At 53.8% G+C, this 17886-nt stretch carries 14 protein-coding genes, 1 rRNA gene and 1 riboswitch; of the genes, 5 read left to right on the top strand and 10 right to left on the bottom strand.

All coding sequences use genetic code 11. From position 1 onward, the window contains the following. The 3 genes from JKP81_RS20365 to btuB all read right to left on the bottom strand — a co-directional run. Nucleotides 1-100 (bottom strand): 16S ribosomal RNA (locus tag JKP81_RS20365); the annotation flags it as partial. A gap of 359 nt (nt 101-459) precedes the next feature. Next, nucleotides 460-1311, bottom strand: a complete 852-nt coding sequence (gene murI / locus JKP81_RS20370; RefSeq protein ID WP_200553150.1) for a glutamate racemase — start codon at nt 1309-1311, stop codon at nt 460-462. After that, on the bottom strand, nt 1256-3106 hold the full coding sequence (gene btuB / locus JKP81_RS20375; RefSeq protein ID WP_200553151.1) for a TonB-dependent vitamin B12 receptor BtuB: 1851 nt from the start codon (nt 3104-3106) through the stop codon (nt 1256-1258). Before btuB ends, murI begins: the two co-directional genes overlap by 56 nt. A gap of 65 nt (nt 3107-3171) precedes the next feature. After that, a riboswitch (cobalamin riboswitch) is annotated at nt 3172-3344 on the bottom strand. A 117-nt stretch (nt 3345-3461) separates the two neighbouring features. On the opposite strand from btuB, the gene trmA reads away from it, so the two are divergent. Continuing rightward, nucleotides 3462-4568 carry a tRNA (uridine(54)-C5)-methyltransferase TrmA gene (gene trmA / locus JKP81_RS20380; RefSeq protein ID WP_200553217.1) on the top strand — a complete coding sequence of 369 codons (1107 nt, stop codon included), beginning with the start codon at nt 3462-3464 and terminating at the stop codon, nt 4566-4568. A 266-nt stretch (nt 4569-4834) separates the two neighbouring features. On the opposite strand, the gene JKP81_RS20385 is transcribed toward trmA, so the two are convergent. The 3 genes from JKP81_RS20385 to fabR form a co-directional block, all read right to left on the bottom strand. Next, complete coding sequence (locus tag JKP81_RS20385; RefSeq protein ID WP_200553152.1) at nt 4835-5284, bottom strand: hypothetical protein; 450 nt, start codon at nt 5282-5284, stop codon at nt 4835-4837. Between the two features lie 242 nt (nt 5285-5526). Beyond that, a complete protein-coding gene (locus JKP81_RS20390) occupies nt 5527-5886 on the bottom strand; it encodes a YijD family membrane protein (RefSeq protein WP_200553153.1) in 360 nt (119 codons plus the stop codon). A gap of 3 nt (nt 5887-5889) precedes the next feature. Then, nucleotides 5890-6534, bottom strand: coding sequence for an HTH-type transcriptional repressor FabR (fabR, locus tag JKP81_RS20395; RefSeq protein ID WP_017459617.1), 645 nt, complete (start codon nt 6532-6534; stop codon nt 5890-5892). A 196-nt stretch (nt 6535-6730) separates the two neighbouring features. Here fabR and sthA point away from each other — a divergent pair, with 196 nt between their 5' ends. Continuing rightward, nucleotides 6731-8131: a Si-specific NAD(P)(+) transhydrogenase gene (gene sthA, locus JKP81_RS20400; RefSeq protein ID WP_044489539.1), complete on the top strand. Its 1401-nt coding sequence runs from the start codon at nt 6731-6733 to the stop codon at nt 8129-8131. Here the strand turns inward: sthA and oxyR are convergent. The 4 genes from oxyR to argC form a co-directional block, all read right to left on the bottom strand. After that, nucleotides 8114-9031 carry a DNA-binding transcriptional regulator OxyR gene (gene oxyR, locus JKP81_RS20405; protein ID WP_017459619.1) on the bottom strand — a complete coding sequence of 306 codons (918 nt, stop codon included), beginning with the start codon at nt 9029-9031 and terminating at the stop codon, nt 8114-8116. The two genes, sthA and oxyR, sit on opposite strands and share 18 nt — an antisense overlap. A 261-nt stretch (nt 9032-9292) precedes the next feature. After that, on the bottom strand, nt 9293-10666 hold the full coding sequence (gene argH / locus JKP81_RS20410; protein WP_045512284.1) for an argininosuccinate lyase: 1374 nt from the start codon (nt 10664-10666) through the stop codon (nt 9293-9295). A gap of 74 nt (nt 10667-10740) precedes the next feature. After that, a complete protein-coding gene (gene argB, locus JKP81_RS20415) occupies nt 10741-11517 on the bottom strand; it encodes an acetylglutamate kinase (RefSeq protein ID WP_020455972.1) in 777 nt (258 codons plus the stop codon). 13 nt (nt 11518-11530) lie between these two features. After that, the gene (argC, locus tag JKP81_RS20420; protein WP_200553154.1) at nt 11531-12535 is read right to left on the bottom strand and encodes an N-acetyl-gamma-glutamyl-phosphate reductase; all 1005 of its coding nucleotides are present in this window, start codon (nt 12533-12535) and stop codon (nt 11531-11533) included. Nucleotides 12536-12704: 169 nt separating this feature from the next. Here argC and argE point away from each other — a divergent pair, with 169 nt between their 5' ends. The 3 genes from argE (at nt 12705) to JKP81_RS20435 (ending at nt 17723) form a co-directional block, all read left to right on the top strand. Next, complete coding sequence (gene argE / locus JKP81_RS20425; RefSeq protein WP_200553155.1) at nt 12705-13856, top strand: acetylornithine deacetylase; 1152 nt, start codon at nt 12705-12707, stop codon at nt 13854-13856. Between the two features lie 262 nt (nt 13857-14118). Next, nucleotides 14119-16770: a phosphoenolpyruvate carboxylase gene (gene ppc / locus JKP81_RS20430; RefSeq protein ID WP_200553156.1), complete on the top strand. Its 2652-nt coding sequence runs from the start codon at nt 14119-14121 to the stop codon at nt 16768-16770. A gap of 92 nt (nt 16771-16862) precedes the next feature. Then, the gene (locus JKP81_RS20435) at nt 16863-17723 is read left to right on the top strand and encodes an AraC family transcriptional regulator (protein WP_200553157.1); all 861 of its coding nucleotides are present in this window, start codon (nt 16863-16865) and stop codon (nt 17721-17723) included. Nucleotides 17724-17886: the final 163 nt, after the last annotated feature.

Here is a 17886-nt window from a genome sequence, read left to right on the forward strand (position 1 = left end):
CTCGTCACCCGAGAGCAAGCTCTCTGTGCTACCGTTCGACTTGCATGTGTTAGGCCTGCCGCCAGCGTTCAATCTGAGCCATGATCAAACTCTTCAATTTAAAAGTTTGATGCTCAATGAATTAAACTTCGTAATGAATTACGTGTTCACTCGTTGAGACTTGGTATTCATTTTTCGTCCGAAGACGTTAAGAATCCAGTCACCCTGAGTGCCCACACAGATTGTCTGATAAATTGTTAAAGAGCAGTGCCGCCTCGCTTTTTGCTGCGGCGCGGGTTGCGTATACTACGCTTTCCCGCCGTGAAGTCAACTGTTTATTTTCAGATTTCCTCACCTGACAGGCCGGTGTGTTTGCCGTTGTGCCGTGTCAGTGGAGGCGCATTATAGGGAGTTAATTCCCGCTGACAACCCCTAATTTCAAAAAACTTTTCAACCGTCTCTTTTTTGCGCAAAACTACTCTAAAGCGCCAGTTTTTCGAGCTTTTTGAACCCATAGCGCTGCAAAACGGGCAATAGTTGCGCAGTCTCTGGAGTTAATGCCATGCAATAGGCAATATTCTCATCGGAAGATTTCGCATCCGGCGCTTCGTGTTCAAGCAGCCAGGCAGTACGTCGCGCAATTGCCGCGCCTGAGTCGATCAAACGCGTCCCTTCCGGCAACACTTGCAGCAACTCGTCTTGCAGTAAAGGAAAGTGCGTACATCCCAGTACCACCGTATCCGGCGGCTCTTTCATGCGCAGCCATGGGCGAAGGATATGTCGCAGCTCATCCAGCGAGACCGTTTCCCCATGCAGTTTCGCTTCCGCCAATACAACCAGCTCCGCCGAACCCAACATCTCAATCCGGCACTCATTCGCGAAACGCGAAATCAGTTCGTGTGTATAAGGTCGCTTCACCGTACCCCGCGTTGCCAGCAGCCCTACCACGCCGTTCGCCGTTAGACGCGCGGCGGGTTTGATGGCAGGCACGACGCCGACGACAGGGAAAGAGAACTTCTCCCGCAGCGCGGGCAAAGAGACGGTGCTCGCCGTATTACAGGCAATAACGGCCAGCGCGAGGGGGTACTGGGCCTGGACGGCGGTGACGATTTCGACAACACGCTCAACGATAAACGCTTCGCTTTTCTCACCATAGGGGAAAGCGACATTGTCAAACGCGTAGATGTAATGCAGATCCGGCAGGAGATGCCGGATCTCATCATAAACGGATAACCCACCGACGCCGGAGTCAAACACCAGCACGGTGGGACGTGCGTCAGAAGGTGTAGCTGCCAGACAAGGTGTATTCCCGTCCTGCAGTTTGGTAGCCATATGCTGTCTCGTACTCTTTATCGAACAGGTTGGCGATTTTACCACGAACTGTTAAATGAGAGGTCACAGGATATGAGGCAGAAAAATCAACCGTACTATAACTTGGCAAAATACGTTGCTCAGGATTATAGGTTGACGTGCGGTTGTCATAGCGCTTACCGAAGTACTCCCAGGCCAGATCCATATCGACGTTCAATACGGACCAGTCAAGCTGGTACTTCGCCTGACGCTTCGCACGACGCGGCAGCACTTCATTGGTTTCATCATCACGCGGGTCAATATATTGCAGCGTCACACGATGCGAGAAGATGCCGGTATCCACGCTGCCCGTCCACTCAACGCCTTTAATGGTGGCAGAGTTGATGTTGTAGTAAGCCGTATCGCTGTAGGTGATCAGATTTTCAATCTCATAGCGATAGGCAGACAAACGCCAGTCCAGCGGGCCGGTTAAGCCTTCAACACCCGCTTCCCACTGTTTTGACTCTTCCGGCTTCAGGTTCGGGTTGGAAGCGATACCAAAACGCTTCGCGCCAAACTGCTGACCTAAAGACGGTGCCAGGAAGCCGGTGCCGTAAGAAACAGTCAGACGGTAATTCTCAACGAACTCCCAGCCGGCAGCGGTCTGCCAGGTGCCATGCCAGCCGAACTCATCATCTTTATCTTCGCGGCCTGATGCTTCCAGCGTGACATCGCCAAACTGCTGCATCCCGTTCAGATATAAGCCAGTATTTTCACGCTCATAAGCATCGCGCGTCGTTTTATTAGAAGAAACCAGGCGCTCTTGTTTCCAGTCTATGCCCGCGCCAACAGAACCTTTGCCGACATTAACGTTGTTACCCCACTGAATGTATCGTTGCTCCATATCATCCAGTGTGGTGCCATCGTTATAGCGGCCGTAAATGCTGCTGTAGTTGTAGTCTTTGCTTTTTTGGTAGCTGGCCAGCAACTGGGACGAGTAGATCCCCTGGGCGAAATTCAGCCCGGTATCCCAACCCTGCACAAACAGCTGGCGCTCATCAGCGCTGTAATCTGCGGAAAACGGCGCGCTGCCGAGGTCATAATCCACGTTGTTGCTAAAGTTGTAGCCGCGAAAGAAACCGTCGACGTTATCGTTGAATTTGTGCTGCAGGCTGCCCCAGAACGTTTTGTTGCGATAACCGTCGCGATCTTCGTCATGATCCCAGGTTGAATCCGGCTGCACGTTAAAACCGCGCGTGCTGGTATAAGAACCCGCCGCTGTCGCCACGGTGTCACCAAAGCGCTGACGCAGCGTGCCGTCATACGTCTGGTAGCCCTTCGAGCCAACGCCGGCGTTGATTTGCGATTTCTCATTGCCCGTCATAGTAATAACGTTAACCACGCCGCCAATCGCCCCGGAGCCATACACGGCAGAGCGCGGCCCGCGAATATATTCAACGCGTTGCACTAAAGAGAGCGGGATTTGATTCAGCTCGGGATCGTTGGAAATCCCGGAGCGCGCAACCGGTACGCCATCAATCAGCAACAGCAGGTGTTTCGCTTCTGTACCGCGCACATAAACCGAGGCGGTTTGACCTAACCCGCCGTTTTGCGCGATATCAACCCCAGGCAGGCGGCGCAACACATCAACCAGTGAGCGCGACTGCCAGCGGTCAATGTCCTCACGCGTCACCACTTCTGTCGGTGCAAGCACCGTCTTAGCCGATTGCTGAAAACGATTTGCTGTCACCACCAAATTGTCTGAGCTGCTATCTTGCGCCCAGCCGGAAAAAGCTGTGACGGAGAGCGCCGTCAGCAGCGAAGCTTTTTTAATCATTGTGAAAGCATCCACAAAAGAGTAAGGATGCCGCAGGTTCCATCAATAGCACGCGATGATGTCAACCAGATGCGACGTATACCGGCAGGTCTTCGGGCTTGGAGGTACATCAAGAAAGCGACTTCCCACCCAACAGGCAGTGTCTGCTCTCTCACCTTGATCCTTACCGCTGCGCGTCAGCCCCAGATTCTCACTGGGTTCCCTTTTAACTCACAGGACCGGAACAAGGATGCTACATTCTGTAACATATGGATGTCCAGACTGCTAACTGATTATTTAGCTCACATCCGGGGCTGGACATCGCCTGAGCAATGCCTACAATCCCCGCGTTATTCTTAATCACTCAGGAAGCATGATGACCCCCGAACACCTGCCGACAGAACAGTACGAAGCCCAGCTGGCTGAAAAAGTGGTGCGTCTGCAATCAATGATGACGCCTTTTTCCGCGCCGCTTCCGGAGGTGTTCCGCTCACCGGTCAGCCATTACCGTATGCGCGCCGAATTCCGCATCTGGCATGACGGCGACGATCTCTACCACATCATTTTCGATCAGCAGACGAAATCGCGGATCCGCGTGGACAGCTTCCCGGCGGCAAGCGAGCTGATTAACCAATTAATGACGGTGATGATCGAGACGGTACGCGGCAATAAAACACTGCGTCATAAGCTGTTCCAGATTGATTATCTGAGCACCATGAGCAACCAGGCGATTGTCACTCTGCTCTATCACAAAAAACTGGATGATGAATGGCAGGCAGAAGCTGCGCACCTGCGTGACGCGCTGCGCGCGCAGAATCTGAATGTGCAGTTAATTGGCCGTGCGACCAAAACCAAAATCGAGCTGGATCAGGATTTTGTCGATGAGCGTCTGCCGGTCGGTGGCAGAGAGATGATCTACCGCCAGGTGGAGAACAGCTTTACGCAGCCTAACGCCGCGATGAATATCCAAATGCTGGAATGGGCGCTTGATGTCACGCGCGATTCAACGGGCGATCTGCTGGAGCTGTATTGCGGCAATGGCAACTTCTCGCTGGCGCTGGCACGCAATTTCGATCGCGTGCTGGCAACCGAAATCGCCAAACCGTCCGTGGCGGCAGCGCAATACAATATCGCGGCTAACCACATTGATAACGTGCAGATTATCCGCATGTCCGCCGAAGAATTTACGCAGGCGATGAATGGCGTGCGCGCTTTTAATCGCTTGCAGGGTATCGATCTTGCGAGCTACCAGTGCGAAACGATTTTCGTCGATCCGCCGCGCAGCGGGCTGGATGCGGAAACCGAAAAAATGGTGCAGGCCTATCCGCGTATTCTGTATATCTCCTGCAACCCGGAAACGCTGTGTAAAAACCTGGAAGCATTGAGCCAGACACACGATATTTCACGTCTGGCGCTGTTCGATCAATTCCCGTATACGCACCACATGGAGTGCGGCGTACTGCTTACGCGTAAAAACAAATAGCGCTATATAAAATACGGCAACGTCATTTAACGATTGGCCTGTTAACCAGGCCAATCCAATAATAGTGGCGAGACGTAAATGACTGCTGCACGCAGCTATTTATTTATCAGAATAATCACTATTGCGGAACGTGATCGCACTAACATTATTTTATAATGATTTATGAATGTTCTTATATGGTATTTATATCACCATGGATATGTGATCCTGGTATTAAGTGATCAGCCCCGCACGAAACAGGGCTGAGAAGAAATGCATTTTACTGGTTATTTATCGGCAATAAAGTGGTCATCATCGCCCACCGGAATATAAACGCGAACCCACTCTTTACCGTCGACAATATCCCAGCTGTGACCTTCGCCCGCCGTGTCTGCCGCAAGCAGAACGGTGCCAGGTTCAATGATGAAGGTTGAGCCATCGCTAACCCTGAACTTCAACTTACCTTTCATCGTCACCACGTATTGCTTCTTCGGTGCCGGATGCACCCCTTTTTGCCACTCTTCGAATGTATTGCTGAAGTAGAGATTTTGCGAAGAGAGCTTCGCCAGCGAGGGAACAGAGCCTTTAATAAACGCTGAGTGGTTATCTTGCGTATTAATGAGCTTTACCGCCGGAATACGGTGTTCGCTCCCATTCGTTTTTGTTGTATCCGCAGATGCGGCGACCGAAATAACGAAACCGGCCGTGGCTAACAGAAGGTGTGTTATTTTTTTCATCAGGATGTCCAGAGTTAATTTTAACCTGCCGCCTGGATCAAACGATCGTCAGGCAACCGAATAAAATGCCGAATCAGTACATCAGATGAAATGCGTTTTATTGTAGATTTTTTTAATTAATAAATTATTGATGAATTCTGCCGGGGCTTTATTTCGCAAGCGCAGAACAAATGGATTTATCATTTCCGTCGCTTGATTAATTGGGGCTGGGAATCCCCTCTCGCAGGGAGAGGGGATAATGCTTATTCAGAGGCTTCGTGTTTGCGACCGCGCAGACGAAAACCAATCCAGAAAACCAGTATTACCGATAAAACGGCGGGCAGGAAGTTAGAACCGATATCCGGATACTCGGCACGCACCACCGTACTGTAAATCAGCACACCGAGGATAAAACAGGCGGCGGCAAGTCCTGGCAGACCCACCGGCATCGTGCGATTTTGATAGCGCTGATGCAGACAATACACAGTCAGCACCAGCGAAATAATCGGGAATACTGAAAACGGTACAATAGAGCTGAACACGGCGGAGAACGTACCGTTAATCGATAAGCCAGCAATGAGCGCCAGCAGCAACGTACCTTTATCTTGACCAGACTGTTTCATTACTCATCCTTCACTCGTCGGTTGATGCGCCAGTTTTTCCTGTTCACGGCGATACCAGTAATACGCGCCTTTTGAAATCATGCGCAATTGTAGTACCAGTCGCTCTTCTAATTGCCTGCGTTGTTCCGCCCCTACATCCAGCGCTTCAGCACCGGCGTTGAAGACAATCGTCACCATCGCTTCGGCTTGCGCTTCGGTGAACGCTCGCGGCATATGGTTTTCGAGTTCAAGGTAGTCGGCAAGTTCCGCAATAAAATGTTGGATCTCACGCGCTACCGCCGCACGAAAGGCTGCGGACGTTCCGGAGCGTTCCCGCAACAGGAGCTGAAAAGCGTTGGGATTATTGCCGATAAATTCCATAAATGTGGAAACTGACGTGCGGATCACGCTACCGCCTTTCGCAATACGCTGACGCGCCTGGCGCATCAGTTGGCGCAGCATTAACCCACTTTCGTCCACCATGGTCAGACCGAGTTCATCCACATCCCGGAAATGACGATAAAAAGACGTTGGCGCAATGCCTGCCTCACGGGCAACTTCCCGCAGGCTCAGGCTGGCGAAGCTGCGCTCCGCGCTGAGTTGGCTAAATGCGGCTTCGATCAGCGAACGCCGCGTTCTCTCTTTTTGTTGCGCTCTTACACCCATCACGATGTTTGAATCCTTCCAGGGGCCCGCTGGCACTATACCAGAGAATAAATCCGATCCGATTGTACTGGATTGTGACTGATTGTTTACGCGCAGTTTCTTCTTTTTCGTGGCAAAAGAGCACAACGATAATTGGGTTACCGCCGCTTTGATGTTAGTATTATGTTGCTTTTATGTATAAGAACAGGTAAGCCTTACCATGCCACATTCCTACGATTATGATGCAATAGTAATAGGCTCCGGCCCCGGCGGCGAAGGCGCAGCTATGGGCCTGGTTAAACAAGGAGCACGGGTCGCGGTTATTGAGCGTTACCACAATGTCGGCGGCGGCTGTACGCATTGGGGTACCATCCCCTCAAAAGCGTTGCGCCACGCCGTTAGCCGTATTATCGAATTCAACCAAAACCCGCTCTACAGTGACCATACCCGCCTTCTCCGCTCCTCTTTCGCCGATATCCTGAACCATGCTGAAAGCGTGATTAATCAGCAAACGCGCATGCGTCAGGGCTTTTATGAGCGTAACCGCTGCGAAATTTTAGAAGGCAACGCCCACTTTATTGATGACCACACACTGGCGCTCGAGTGTCATGACGGCACGGTCGAAACCATCACCGCCGAAAAGTTCGTTATCGCCTGCGGTTCACGTCCCTACCGTCCGGCCGATGTTGATTTCGCCCATCCGCGCGTTTACGACAGCGACTCGATTCTTGATATGCACCACGAACCCCGCCATGTAATCATCTACGGCGCGGGGGTGATCGGCTGCGAATATGCATCGATCTTCCGTGGTATGAACGTCAAAGTCGATCTGATCAACACCCGCGATCGCCTGCTGGCGTTCCTTGATCAGGAAATGTCGGACTCACTCTCTTATCACTTCTGGAATAGCGGCGTCGTTATCCGCCATAACGAAGAGTACGAGCGCATTGAGCCGCTGGATGACGGGGTGATTATGCACCTGAAATCCGGCAAAAAACTGAAAGCCGACTGCCTGCTCTATGCCAACGGCCGTACCGGCAACACCGATAGCCTGCAACTGGCGAATATTGGCCTTGAAGCGGACGGACGCGGTCAGTTGAAAGTAAACAGCATGTACCAGACCGCACTGCCACACGTCTATGCGGTCGGCGATGTGATTGGTTACCCAAGCCTGGCATCAGCGGCTTACGATCAGGGGCGCATTGCCGCGCAGGCAATGGTCAAAGGCGAAGCCACCGCGCATCTGATTGAAGATATTCCGACCGGGATTTACACCATTCCGGAGATCAGTTCCGTGGGCAAAACCGAGCAGCAGCTCACTGCCATGAAAGTGCCGTATGAAGTGGGTCGCGCGCAGTTTAAACACCTGGCGCGGGCCCAGATTGTCGGCATGAATGTCGGTACGCTGAAGATCCTGTTCCACCGCGAAACGAAAGAGATTTTGGGAATTCACTGCTTTGGCGAGCGCGCGGCCGAAATTATTCATATCGGCCAGGCGATTATGGAGCAGAAAGGTGGCGGTAACACCATTGAGTACTTCGTTAACACCACCTTTAACTACCCGACAATGGCGGAAGCCTACCGGGTAGCGGCATTAAACGGCTTAAACCGCCTGTTTTAACGCCGTGTCGAAATGGCCATCCATCGCACCACGGATGGCCTCTGCCAGCTGCTCATAGCGGCTGCGCAGCGGCGAACCTGGGCGATAAACCAGCCCAACCGTGCGTTTCGGTTCAGGTTTGATGCACGGTAAGTAAACCACGCCATCGCGTTTACGCTCGCGCGGAACGGAAAGCGCAGGCAGCAACGTGATACCACTCCCGGCGGCGACCATATTGCGCAGCGTTTCCAGGCTGGTTGCGCGGAAATGCGTATCTTCGTCCGCACCCGCTTCGAAGCAGAAGCCCATCGCCTGGTCGCGCAAGCAGTGCCCATCTTCCAGCATCAGCAGCTTTTCGCCCGCCAGGTCAGCCATCGGCACACATTCGCGGTTCGCCCACGGATGATCTTCATAAATCGCCAGCATCATTGGCTCATCGTACAGCGGCACCTCAATAAAGGCTTCGCTCTCTTTCACCAGCGCGAGGATCGCACAGTCGAGCTTGCCGCTGTCCAGCTGCGCTAAAAGCTGATGCGTCTGCGCTTCATGCAGATACATTTCCAGTTTCGGGAAAGTCTGGTGTAACAGCGGAATGATGTGCGGCAACAGGTAAGGTCCAACGGTTGGGATCAGGCCAATATGCAGCGGACCGGACATCGTTTCCCCCTGCTGGCTTGCCATTTCCTTCAGCACTTTGACCTCGCGCAGCACGGTGCGCGCCTGATCCACCAGCAACAAACCCGCCTGGGTGAACAGCACTTTGCGGCTGGTACGTTCCAGCAGCATTACGCCAAGTTCATCTTCCAGTTTACGGATCTGCCCGCTCAGCGTGGGCTGGCTGACGTGGCAAGAATCGGCTGCACGGCGAAAATGGCGGTGTTCGGCTAACGCCACCAGGTACTCAAGATCACGAATATTCATTATTCATCCTCCGTCGCCACGATAGTTCGTGGCGATAGATAGCATAGCAACGAACGATTATCCCTATCAAGCATTCTGTTCAATAATTAGCACCAGAAACGAAGCGGCACCTCAGCTTGACCCGTGATGAGGCAACTACCCTCTGTTTCTCTCTGAACAACTAAAGCCAACGTGAACGTTTTGCGGACCTTAGCGTCCGCTTTTTTTTGCATAAAAAAGCCCGGCATAACGCCAGGCTCCTGTTTGCAAACCGCGCCCCACTTACACCAAACGCGCCTTCGCATCCGCAATGGCCTGCGCAACCTGAACCGGTGACACGCCGCCTTTCGCCGCGCGTTTATCAAGGCAGGATTGCAGTGACAGAATGGGATAAACATCGTCGCCAATCACATCGCTGAATTTTTGCAGATCGGCAAGCGGCAGATCTTCCAGCGGTTTGCCCTGGCGAATTGCTTCTACCACCGCCTCACCAACAATGTGGTGGGCTTCGCGAAATGGTACGCCTTTCGCGACAAGGTAATCCGCCAGTTCGGTGGCATTGGCGTAACCCTGCTGCGCCGCTTCCTGGCAACGCGGGCGTTTCACCTGAATGCCGTCCAGCACCAGCGCCGCCATATGTAAGCAGTCAAGCCAGGTGTCGAGCGCGTCAAACAGCCCTTCTTTGTCTTCCTGCATATCTTTGTTGTACGCCAGCGGCAGACCCTTAAGCGTCATCATCATGCCAGTAAGCGCGCCCTGCACACGGCCACATTTACCACGGATCAGCTCCAGCGCATCCGGGTTTTTCTTTTGCGGCATCAGCGAAGAACCAGAGGTTACGCGGTCAGAAAGCTCGACAAACGCCGCTTCGCCGGAGTTAAAGAAAATCAGGTCTTCGGCAAAGCGCGACAAATGCACCATACCAATAGAAGCATCAGAAAGCAGTTCCAGCACGTGGTCGCGGTCGGACACACTGTCCAGGCTGTTGCGGGTTGCCGAGGCAAAACCCAGCCAACCGGCTAACTGCTCACGGTCGATTTCATAAGCCGTTCCCGCCAGCGCACCGCTGCCCAGCGGGCTGACATCCAGGCGTTTCAGCGTATCCTGCAAGCGGCTTTCATCACGCGCCAGCATCTCAACATAAGCCAGCGACCAGTGCGCGAACGTCACTGGCTGCGCACGTTGCAGGTGCGTATAACCAGGCATGACTGCGTCCTGGTTATTTTCCGCCGTCACCACCAGCGCGCTCTGCAACTGGCGATTCGCCAGCAGCAATTCACTGATGGTGTCTTTACACCACAGTTTCAGATCGGTCGCGACCTGGTCATTACGGCTGCGCCCGGTGTGCAATTTTTTGCCCAGTTGACCCACTTTGTCGATCAACTTGCCTTCCACCCAGCTGTGAATATCTTCCGCGTCGCTTTGCAGGATCTGCTGCGGATTAGCACGCACCTCTTCCAGCAAATTGTTCAACGCTTCTTCCAGTTGCTGCTGCTCAGCCGCTGTCAGCACACCAACAGTCACCAGCGCTTTAGACCAGGCCACAGAGCCAACGATATCCTGCTCCGCCAGGCGATAGTCAAAGCGCAAAGAGTCGTTGAACTGTTTGAACCGTTGATCCGCTGCCTGAGTAAAACGCCCGCCCCAAAGTGCCATAGTTTGCTTCCTTCTCTTTATCCGTTTTGCCGGACGGCGCTGCGCCTGCCCGGCCTACATAAATTGTTGTGTCATTACGCCAGAATACGAGTGCCGATCGGCGTGCCGTTAAACAGCGCAGGTAGCTGCTCGGCATGACGCCAGGAGGCGATATCTACCGGGCGACCCAGCGTGCGCGCCGCGTCCAGCGCCGCATTCACTTTTACGATCATGCCATCGGTAATAATGCCCTGGGCAATCAGTTGCTCCGCTTTCGCCGCCGTCATCTCGGCAATACGCTGGCCTTTACCGTCCAGAATACCGCTTACATCAGACAGCAGGATCAGATCCGCACCCAACGTTGCAGCCAGCGCGGTTGCCGCCTGGTCGGCGTTAACATTCATCAGCTCACCTTCATCGGTGACGCCAATAGAGCTGATCACCGGCAAGAAGCCGCCATCAAGCAGCGCATTAATCAGTTTCGGTGAACCCGGTTGCGCCAGGCCCACATGCCCCAGCTCTTCATCCAGCTGTGTCACTTTCACGCTGTCGCCATCGCCGAGGAACAGGCCGACAGAGGCGATATGGTGTTTCTTCGCCCACGCCAGCAGGGTTTTGTTGGCCGTACCGGCCAGCGCCCCGGTGATGATGTCAATCTGATCCGCCGGAGTCACGCGCAGGCCATTTTTCTTTTTAACCGGCAGGTTAAGCTGTTTCATCAGCTCATCCACCACGCAGCCGCCGCCGTGGACAATCACTAACGGGCGCTGATGAGATTCACGATAGTGCACCAGTGCCGTAAACAAACGCTCCAGCGCTTCCTCGCTATCCAGCAGTACGCCACCGAGCTTAATAATTAATGGATTCATCATCACGCCTGTTCAATTAAATAAGTGACTGAGTTTCAGCATAGCCAAAACGAATATTCGCGCACTGTACTGCCTGCGCCGCCGCGCCTTTCAGCAGGTTATCTTCCGTGGCGACGACAATCAGGTGCTCATCCTGTACCGCAAAACCGATATCGCAGAACGGCAGGCCAACCACGTTTTTCAACGCCGGAACGCCTTTGTCATACAGACGCACCAGTGGTTTGTCGCCATACGCTTGTTTGAACACATCCGCCACCTGTGCGTGGGTAACGCCCGGTTGCAAACGGCAGGTGATGGTTTCAAGGATCCCACGCGGGAAGCTCGCCAGGTGCGGGGTGAAGATCACACTCGCGCCAAGGTGAGTAGCGATTTCCGGATGGTGGCGATGGTTGAAAACACCGTACGGTTGCAGGCTCACTTCGCAGAAACTGTTAGAAAGCGCCGCTTTGCGCCCCGCGCCGCTTACGCCGCTGGTGGCGTTGATCACCGGCCACTGGTTCAGATCCAGCAGCCCGGCGTCGATCAACGGTTTTAGTGACAACTGCGCCGCCGTTGGGTAGCAACCCGGCACGGCAATTAATTGCGCTTCTTTCAGTTTGTCGTGGTTCCACTCCGCCAGCCCGTACACCGCCTGTGCCAGCAGATCGGCGTGCTGATGAGTGAAACCGTAGAATTTTTTGTAAAACGCGGGATCGTTAACGCGGAACGCGCCAGAGAGATCGAACACCACGCATCCCGCCGCCAGGCAGGTTGGTGCCAGATCGTGGCTAACTTCATGGGCGGTGGCGAGGAAGACAACATCCACGCCCTCGAGGAAATCGCCAATATCGGACATCGGCTGTAACGGGAGATCAACAATGCCTTTCAACTGCGGATGTAAATCAGAGATACATTTTCCTGCATCATTACTTTGCGCAGAAACCGTCAAAGCGGTTATGTTCATATGAGGATGGCGATTTACATAGGTCACTAGCTCTGCACCAGCATAACCGCTGGCACCCACAATTAATGTGTTCAACATTGGGGCGGTTTACCTTCTTACGTCATGTGTGCCAGGGAAAGACTCGGCATCAATCCCGCGTCGCTGAGCAAAGTCGCCGCATGGGTTCCTTTACGCTCAACATTAATGTATTTTTATTCACATTTAGTGCATGAATATTGATACTATCACGAACTCAGGTATGTCAACAATGAAAATGAATTTGCCACCATTTATCGAGATCTACCGCGCCCTGATAGCCACGCCGTCGATCAGCGCGACGGAAGAAGCGCTGGATCAGAGTAATGCGTCTTTAATCAATTTGCTGGCAGGATGGTTTGGCGACCTCGGTTTCACGGTTGAAGTGCAGCCGGTCCCCGGCACCCGCAATAAATTCAACATGCTCGCCAGTGCCGGAACCGGCGCGGGCGGTCTGTTGCTGACCGGCCACACCGACACGGTGCCGTATGATGACGGGCGCTGGACGCGCGACCCGTTCACGCTGACCGAACATGACAACAAGCTCTACGGTCTGGGCACTGCCGACATGAAAGGCTTTTTCGCCTTTATTCTTGATGCGCTGCGTGACGTCGATGTGACAAAACTGAGCAAGCCGCTGTATGTGCTCGCCACCGCCGATGAAGAGACCAGCATGGCCGGTGCGCGCTATTTCTCCGAGAACACGCAACTGCGACCGGACTGCGCCATCATCGGCGAACCGACCTCTTTGCAGCCGGTACGTGCGCATAAAGGCCATATCTCCAATGCGATTCGCATTCTTGGTCAATCCGGCCACTCCAGCGATCCGGCGCGCGGCGTCAACGCCATCGAACTGATGCACGATGCCATCGGCCATATTCTGCAACTGCGCGACAGCCTGAAAGAACGCTATCACTATGACGCGTTCACCGTGCCGTATCCGACGCTGAACCTTGGGCATATTCACGGTGGTGATGCGGCAAACCGTATCTGCGCCTGCTGCGAACTGCATATGGATATTCGCCCACTGCCGGGCATGACGCTTAACGATCTCAATGGGTTGTTAAACGATGCGCTGGAGCCGGTAAGTTCTCGCTGGCCGGGTCGTTTGACCATTTCCGAGCTGCATCCGCCGATTCCGGGATACGAATGCCCGCCGGATCATCAACTGGTAGAAGTGGTAGAAAAACTGCTCGGCGTCGAAACCGAAGTGGTGAACTACTGCACCGAAGCGCCTTTTATTCAGACACTTTGCCCAACGCTGGTGCTGGGGCCTGGGTCTATCAACCAGGCACACCAGCCGGATGAATATCTGGAAACCCGCTTTATTAAACCAACGCGTGAACTCATCACTCAGGTTGTTCATCATTTCTGCTGGCACTGAGATGATTTTCGCTTTTTTACCCCCTCGAATGAGGGGGTTTTTATGTGCGAAAAAGCGTGACAATTGTCACGATCCCATAAGCAATACTTATTGAACACGATGCGAATTAAATTTCGTAAATTGCCGACATTTATTCGTTTGCTGAAGCGATTTCGCAACAATTGACGCGGTGGGTTTTACGTGGCTTTATAAAAGACGGTGTCTTATATCTGCTCAACGACAGGTATAACAAAATAAAATGAGATGGGGTGTCTGGGGTAACATGAACGAACAATATTCCGCTTTGCGTAGTAATGTCAGTATGCTCGGCAAACTGCTGGGAGATACCATCAAGGATGCTCTCGGCGAGAACATTCTCGACCGGGTAGAAACAATCCGCAAGCTGTCCAAATCTTCTCGCGCCGGGAATGAAGCCAGCCGTCAGGAACTGCTCACCACCTTGCAGAATCTGTCCAATGACGAACTGCTGCCGGTAGCACGCGCGTTTAGCCAGTTCCTCAACCTTGCTAACACCGCTGAGCAATACCATAGCATTTCAGCGAAAGGCGAAGCGGCCAGCAACCCGGAAGTGATTGCCCAGACCATCAGAAAACTGAAAGACCAACCCAATCTCAACGAAGCCACGATTATCAACGCGATTGAATCACTATCGCTGGAGCTGGTGCTGACTGCGCACCCAACCGAAATCACTCGCCGTACGCTGATCCACAAAATGGTGGAAGTGAACAACTGCTTAAAGCAGCTGGATAACAGCGATATCGCCGATTATGAACGCCACCAGCTGATGCGCCGCCTGCGCCAGTTGATTGCCCAGTCCTGGCATACCGATGAAATCCGCAGAAACCGCCCAAGCCCGGTAGACGAAGCCAAATGGGGCTTTGCCGTAGTAGAAAACAGCCTGTGGGAAGGCGTACCAAACTATCTGCGCGAGCTGAACGAACAGCTGGAAGAGAACCTCAATTACAAACTGCCGGTGGATTTTGTTCCGGTGCGTTTTACTTCGTGGATGGGCGGCGATCGTGACGGCAACCCGAACGTTACCGCCGATATCACCCGCCATGTCCTGCTGCTTAGCCGCTGGAAAGCAACCGATCTGTTCCTGAAAGATGTTCAGTTGCTGATTTCCGAGCTGTCGATGGTGGAGTGTACCGACGAGCTGCGCGAACTGGCGGGCGCAGAAGGCGCGCGCGAACCGTATCGCTACTTGATGAAGAAGCTGCGCGGCGATCTGATGGCCACCCAGGCCTGGCTGGAAGCGCGCCTGAAAGGCCAGAAATTACCGAAACCGGCCGGGCTGCTGACGCAAAACGAACAACTGTGGGAACCGCTCTACGCCTGTTATAAATCGTTGCAGGCCTGTGGTATGGGCATTATCGCCAACGGTGAACTGCTCGATACATTACGCCGCGTGAAGAGTTTCGGCGTGCCGCTGGTACGCATCGACATTCGACAAGAGAGCACCCGTCATACGGAAGCGCTGGGCGAATTAACCCGCTATTTGGGTATTGGCGACTACGAAAGCTGGTCGGAAGCGGACAAACAGGCATTCCTGATCCGTGAACTGAATTCTAAACGTCCGCTGTTGCCGCGCCAGTGGGAGCCAAGCGAAGAGACACGCGAAGTGCTGGACACCTGCCGGGTGATCGCTGAAGCGCCACGCGGATCTATCGCCGCATATGTGATCTCGATGGCGAAAACGCCTTCAGACGTGCTGGCGGTTCATCTGCTGCTGAAAGAAGCCGGTATCGGTTTCGCGCTGCCGGTCGCGCCACTGTTTGAAACCCTTGATGACCTGAATAACGCCGACGACGTGATGACCCAGTTGCTGAATATCGACTGGTATCGCGGCTTTATCCAGGGCAAACAGATGGTGATGATTGGCTACTCCGACTCGGCGAAAGACGCAGGCGTGATGGCTGCTTCCTGGGCGCAATATCAGGCGCAGGATGCGCTAATCAAAACCTGCGAGAAAGCCGGTATTGAGCTGACACTGTTCCACGGCCGCGGCGGCTCTATTGGCCGTGGCGGTGCACCGGCTCACGCCGCACTGCTCTCGCAACCGCCAGGCAGCCTGAAAGGCGGCTTACGCGTCACCGAACAGGGCGAAATGATTCGCTTCAAATACGGTCTACCGGAAGTCACCATCAGCAGTTTGTCGCTCTATACCAGCGCCATTATGGAAGCTAACCTGCTGCCGCCGCCGGAGCCGAAAACCGAATGGCGCCATATTATGGACGAGCTGTCGGATATCTCCTGCGATATGTACCGTGGCTATGTGCGTGAAAACAAAGATTTCGTACCGTATTTCCGTTCCGCCACGCCGGAGCAGGAGCTGGGCAAACTGCCGCTGGGTTCTCGTCCGGCGAAACGTCGCCCGACCGGCGGTGTTGAATCGCTGCGCGCAATCCCGTGGATCTTCGCCTGGACGCAAAACCGCCTGATGCTGCCAGCCTGGCTGGGCGCGGGTGCGGCATTGCAGAAAGTGGTGGAAGACGGCAAACAGAGCGAGCTGGAAGCCATGTGCCGCGACTGGCCGTTCTTCTCCACCCGGCTTGGCATGCTGGAAATGGTGTTCTCGAAAGCCGACCTGTGGCTGGCAGAATATTACGATCAGCGGCTGGTGAAACCCGAACTGTGGGCGCTGGGTAGCGAACTGCGCAAACTGCTGGAAGCGGATATCAATGTGGTGCTGGCCATCGCCAACGATTCGCACTTAATGGCCGATCTGCCGTGGATCGCCGAATCTATCCAGCTGCGTAATATCTATACCGACCCGCTGAACGTGTTGCAGGCAGAGCTGCTGCACCGCTCGCGCCTTGCGGAAGAGGAAGGCAAAGAGCCGGATCACCGCGTTGAGCAAGCGCTGATGGTTACGATCGCCGGGGTGGCGGCGGGTATGCGTAATACCGGCTAATTTCGCTGTTATCGCAAAAGGCCACACAGGTTGTGGCCTTTTTTGATCCTGCCAGTTAAGGTTGTCCCTTCGCCAGCATCCAAAGGAACACCATGAGTTTCGATGTCAGCCATCTTATCTCACGCCTGATAAACGGCCCGGCTCCGCTACGGCAGATATGCTTTGCGGGCGTGACCGGAACCGCGCCTGCGCAGGCCTGCCAGGTGGATTTTCCACGCCTGGAGATTGTGCTGGAAGGAACAGTGACCGATACGGGTATCAATGGCGAAACCGCGCGGATGTCACAGCACGACGTGCTGTATGTTCCCGCAGGCAGCTGGAATCACCCACAATGGCAGCTCCCGGCCACCACCCTGAGCGTGCTGTTTGGCAAGCAACAGCTCAGTTTTAACGTCACGCAGTGGGATGGCGCCATGCTGCAAAACCTGGCGAAACAGCATGTTGCGCGTCGCGGCCCGCGCGTCGGCTCCTTCCTGCTACAAACCCTGCATGAAATGCAGATGCAGCCGCACGAACAGCAAACCGCACGTCTGATTGTCACCAGCCTGCTCAGCCATTGTCATGACTTGCTTGGCAGCCAGATCCAAACGGCTTCGCGCAGTCAGGCGCTGTTCGAAGCCGTTCGCGACTATATCGACGAAAATTACGCTTTACCGCTCACGCGTGAATCGGTGGCGCAGGCGTTTTATATCTCACCCAATTACCTGTCACACCTGTTTCAGAAAACCGGTTCTGTCGGCTTCAACGAATATCTGACTCATACCCGGCTGGAGCACGCTAAAACGCTGCTCAAAGGATACGATTTAAAAGTCAAAGAAGTGGCGCACGGCTGCGGGTTTGTTGACAGCAATTACTTCTGCCGCCTGTTTCGAAAAAACACAGAACGCTCCCCCTCGGAATACCGCCAGCAGTATCACAGCCATCTCAGCGAAAAGTCCCGGCTGGACGAATAACGCCAAAGCTGGATTTTTGTACGTTAAAAATGCCATGTTTATTTTAACGGCACTCCACAATACCTCTTTTCATCAGCTAGCAAGCAACTTGTGAGCCAGCTCGCACTTTGCTCTCTCGATCACATTTGTCCAGTGTTTGGCAGATTTGTTATATGGCAGTCAC

The organism is Kosakonia sp. LAM2021, assembly GCF_016620385.1.
In the GTDB taxonomy this organism is placed as follows: Bacteria; Pseudomonadota; Gammaproteobacteria; order Enterobacterales; family Enterobacteriaceae; genus Kosakonia; species Kosakonia sacchari.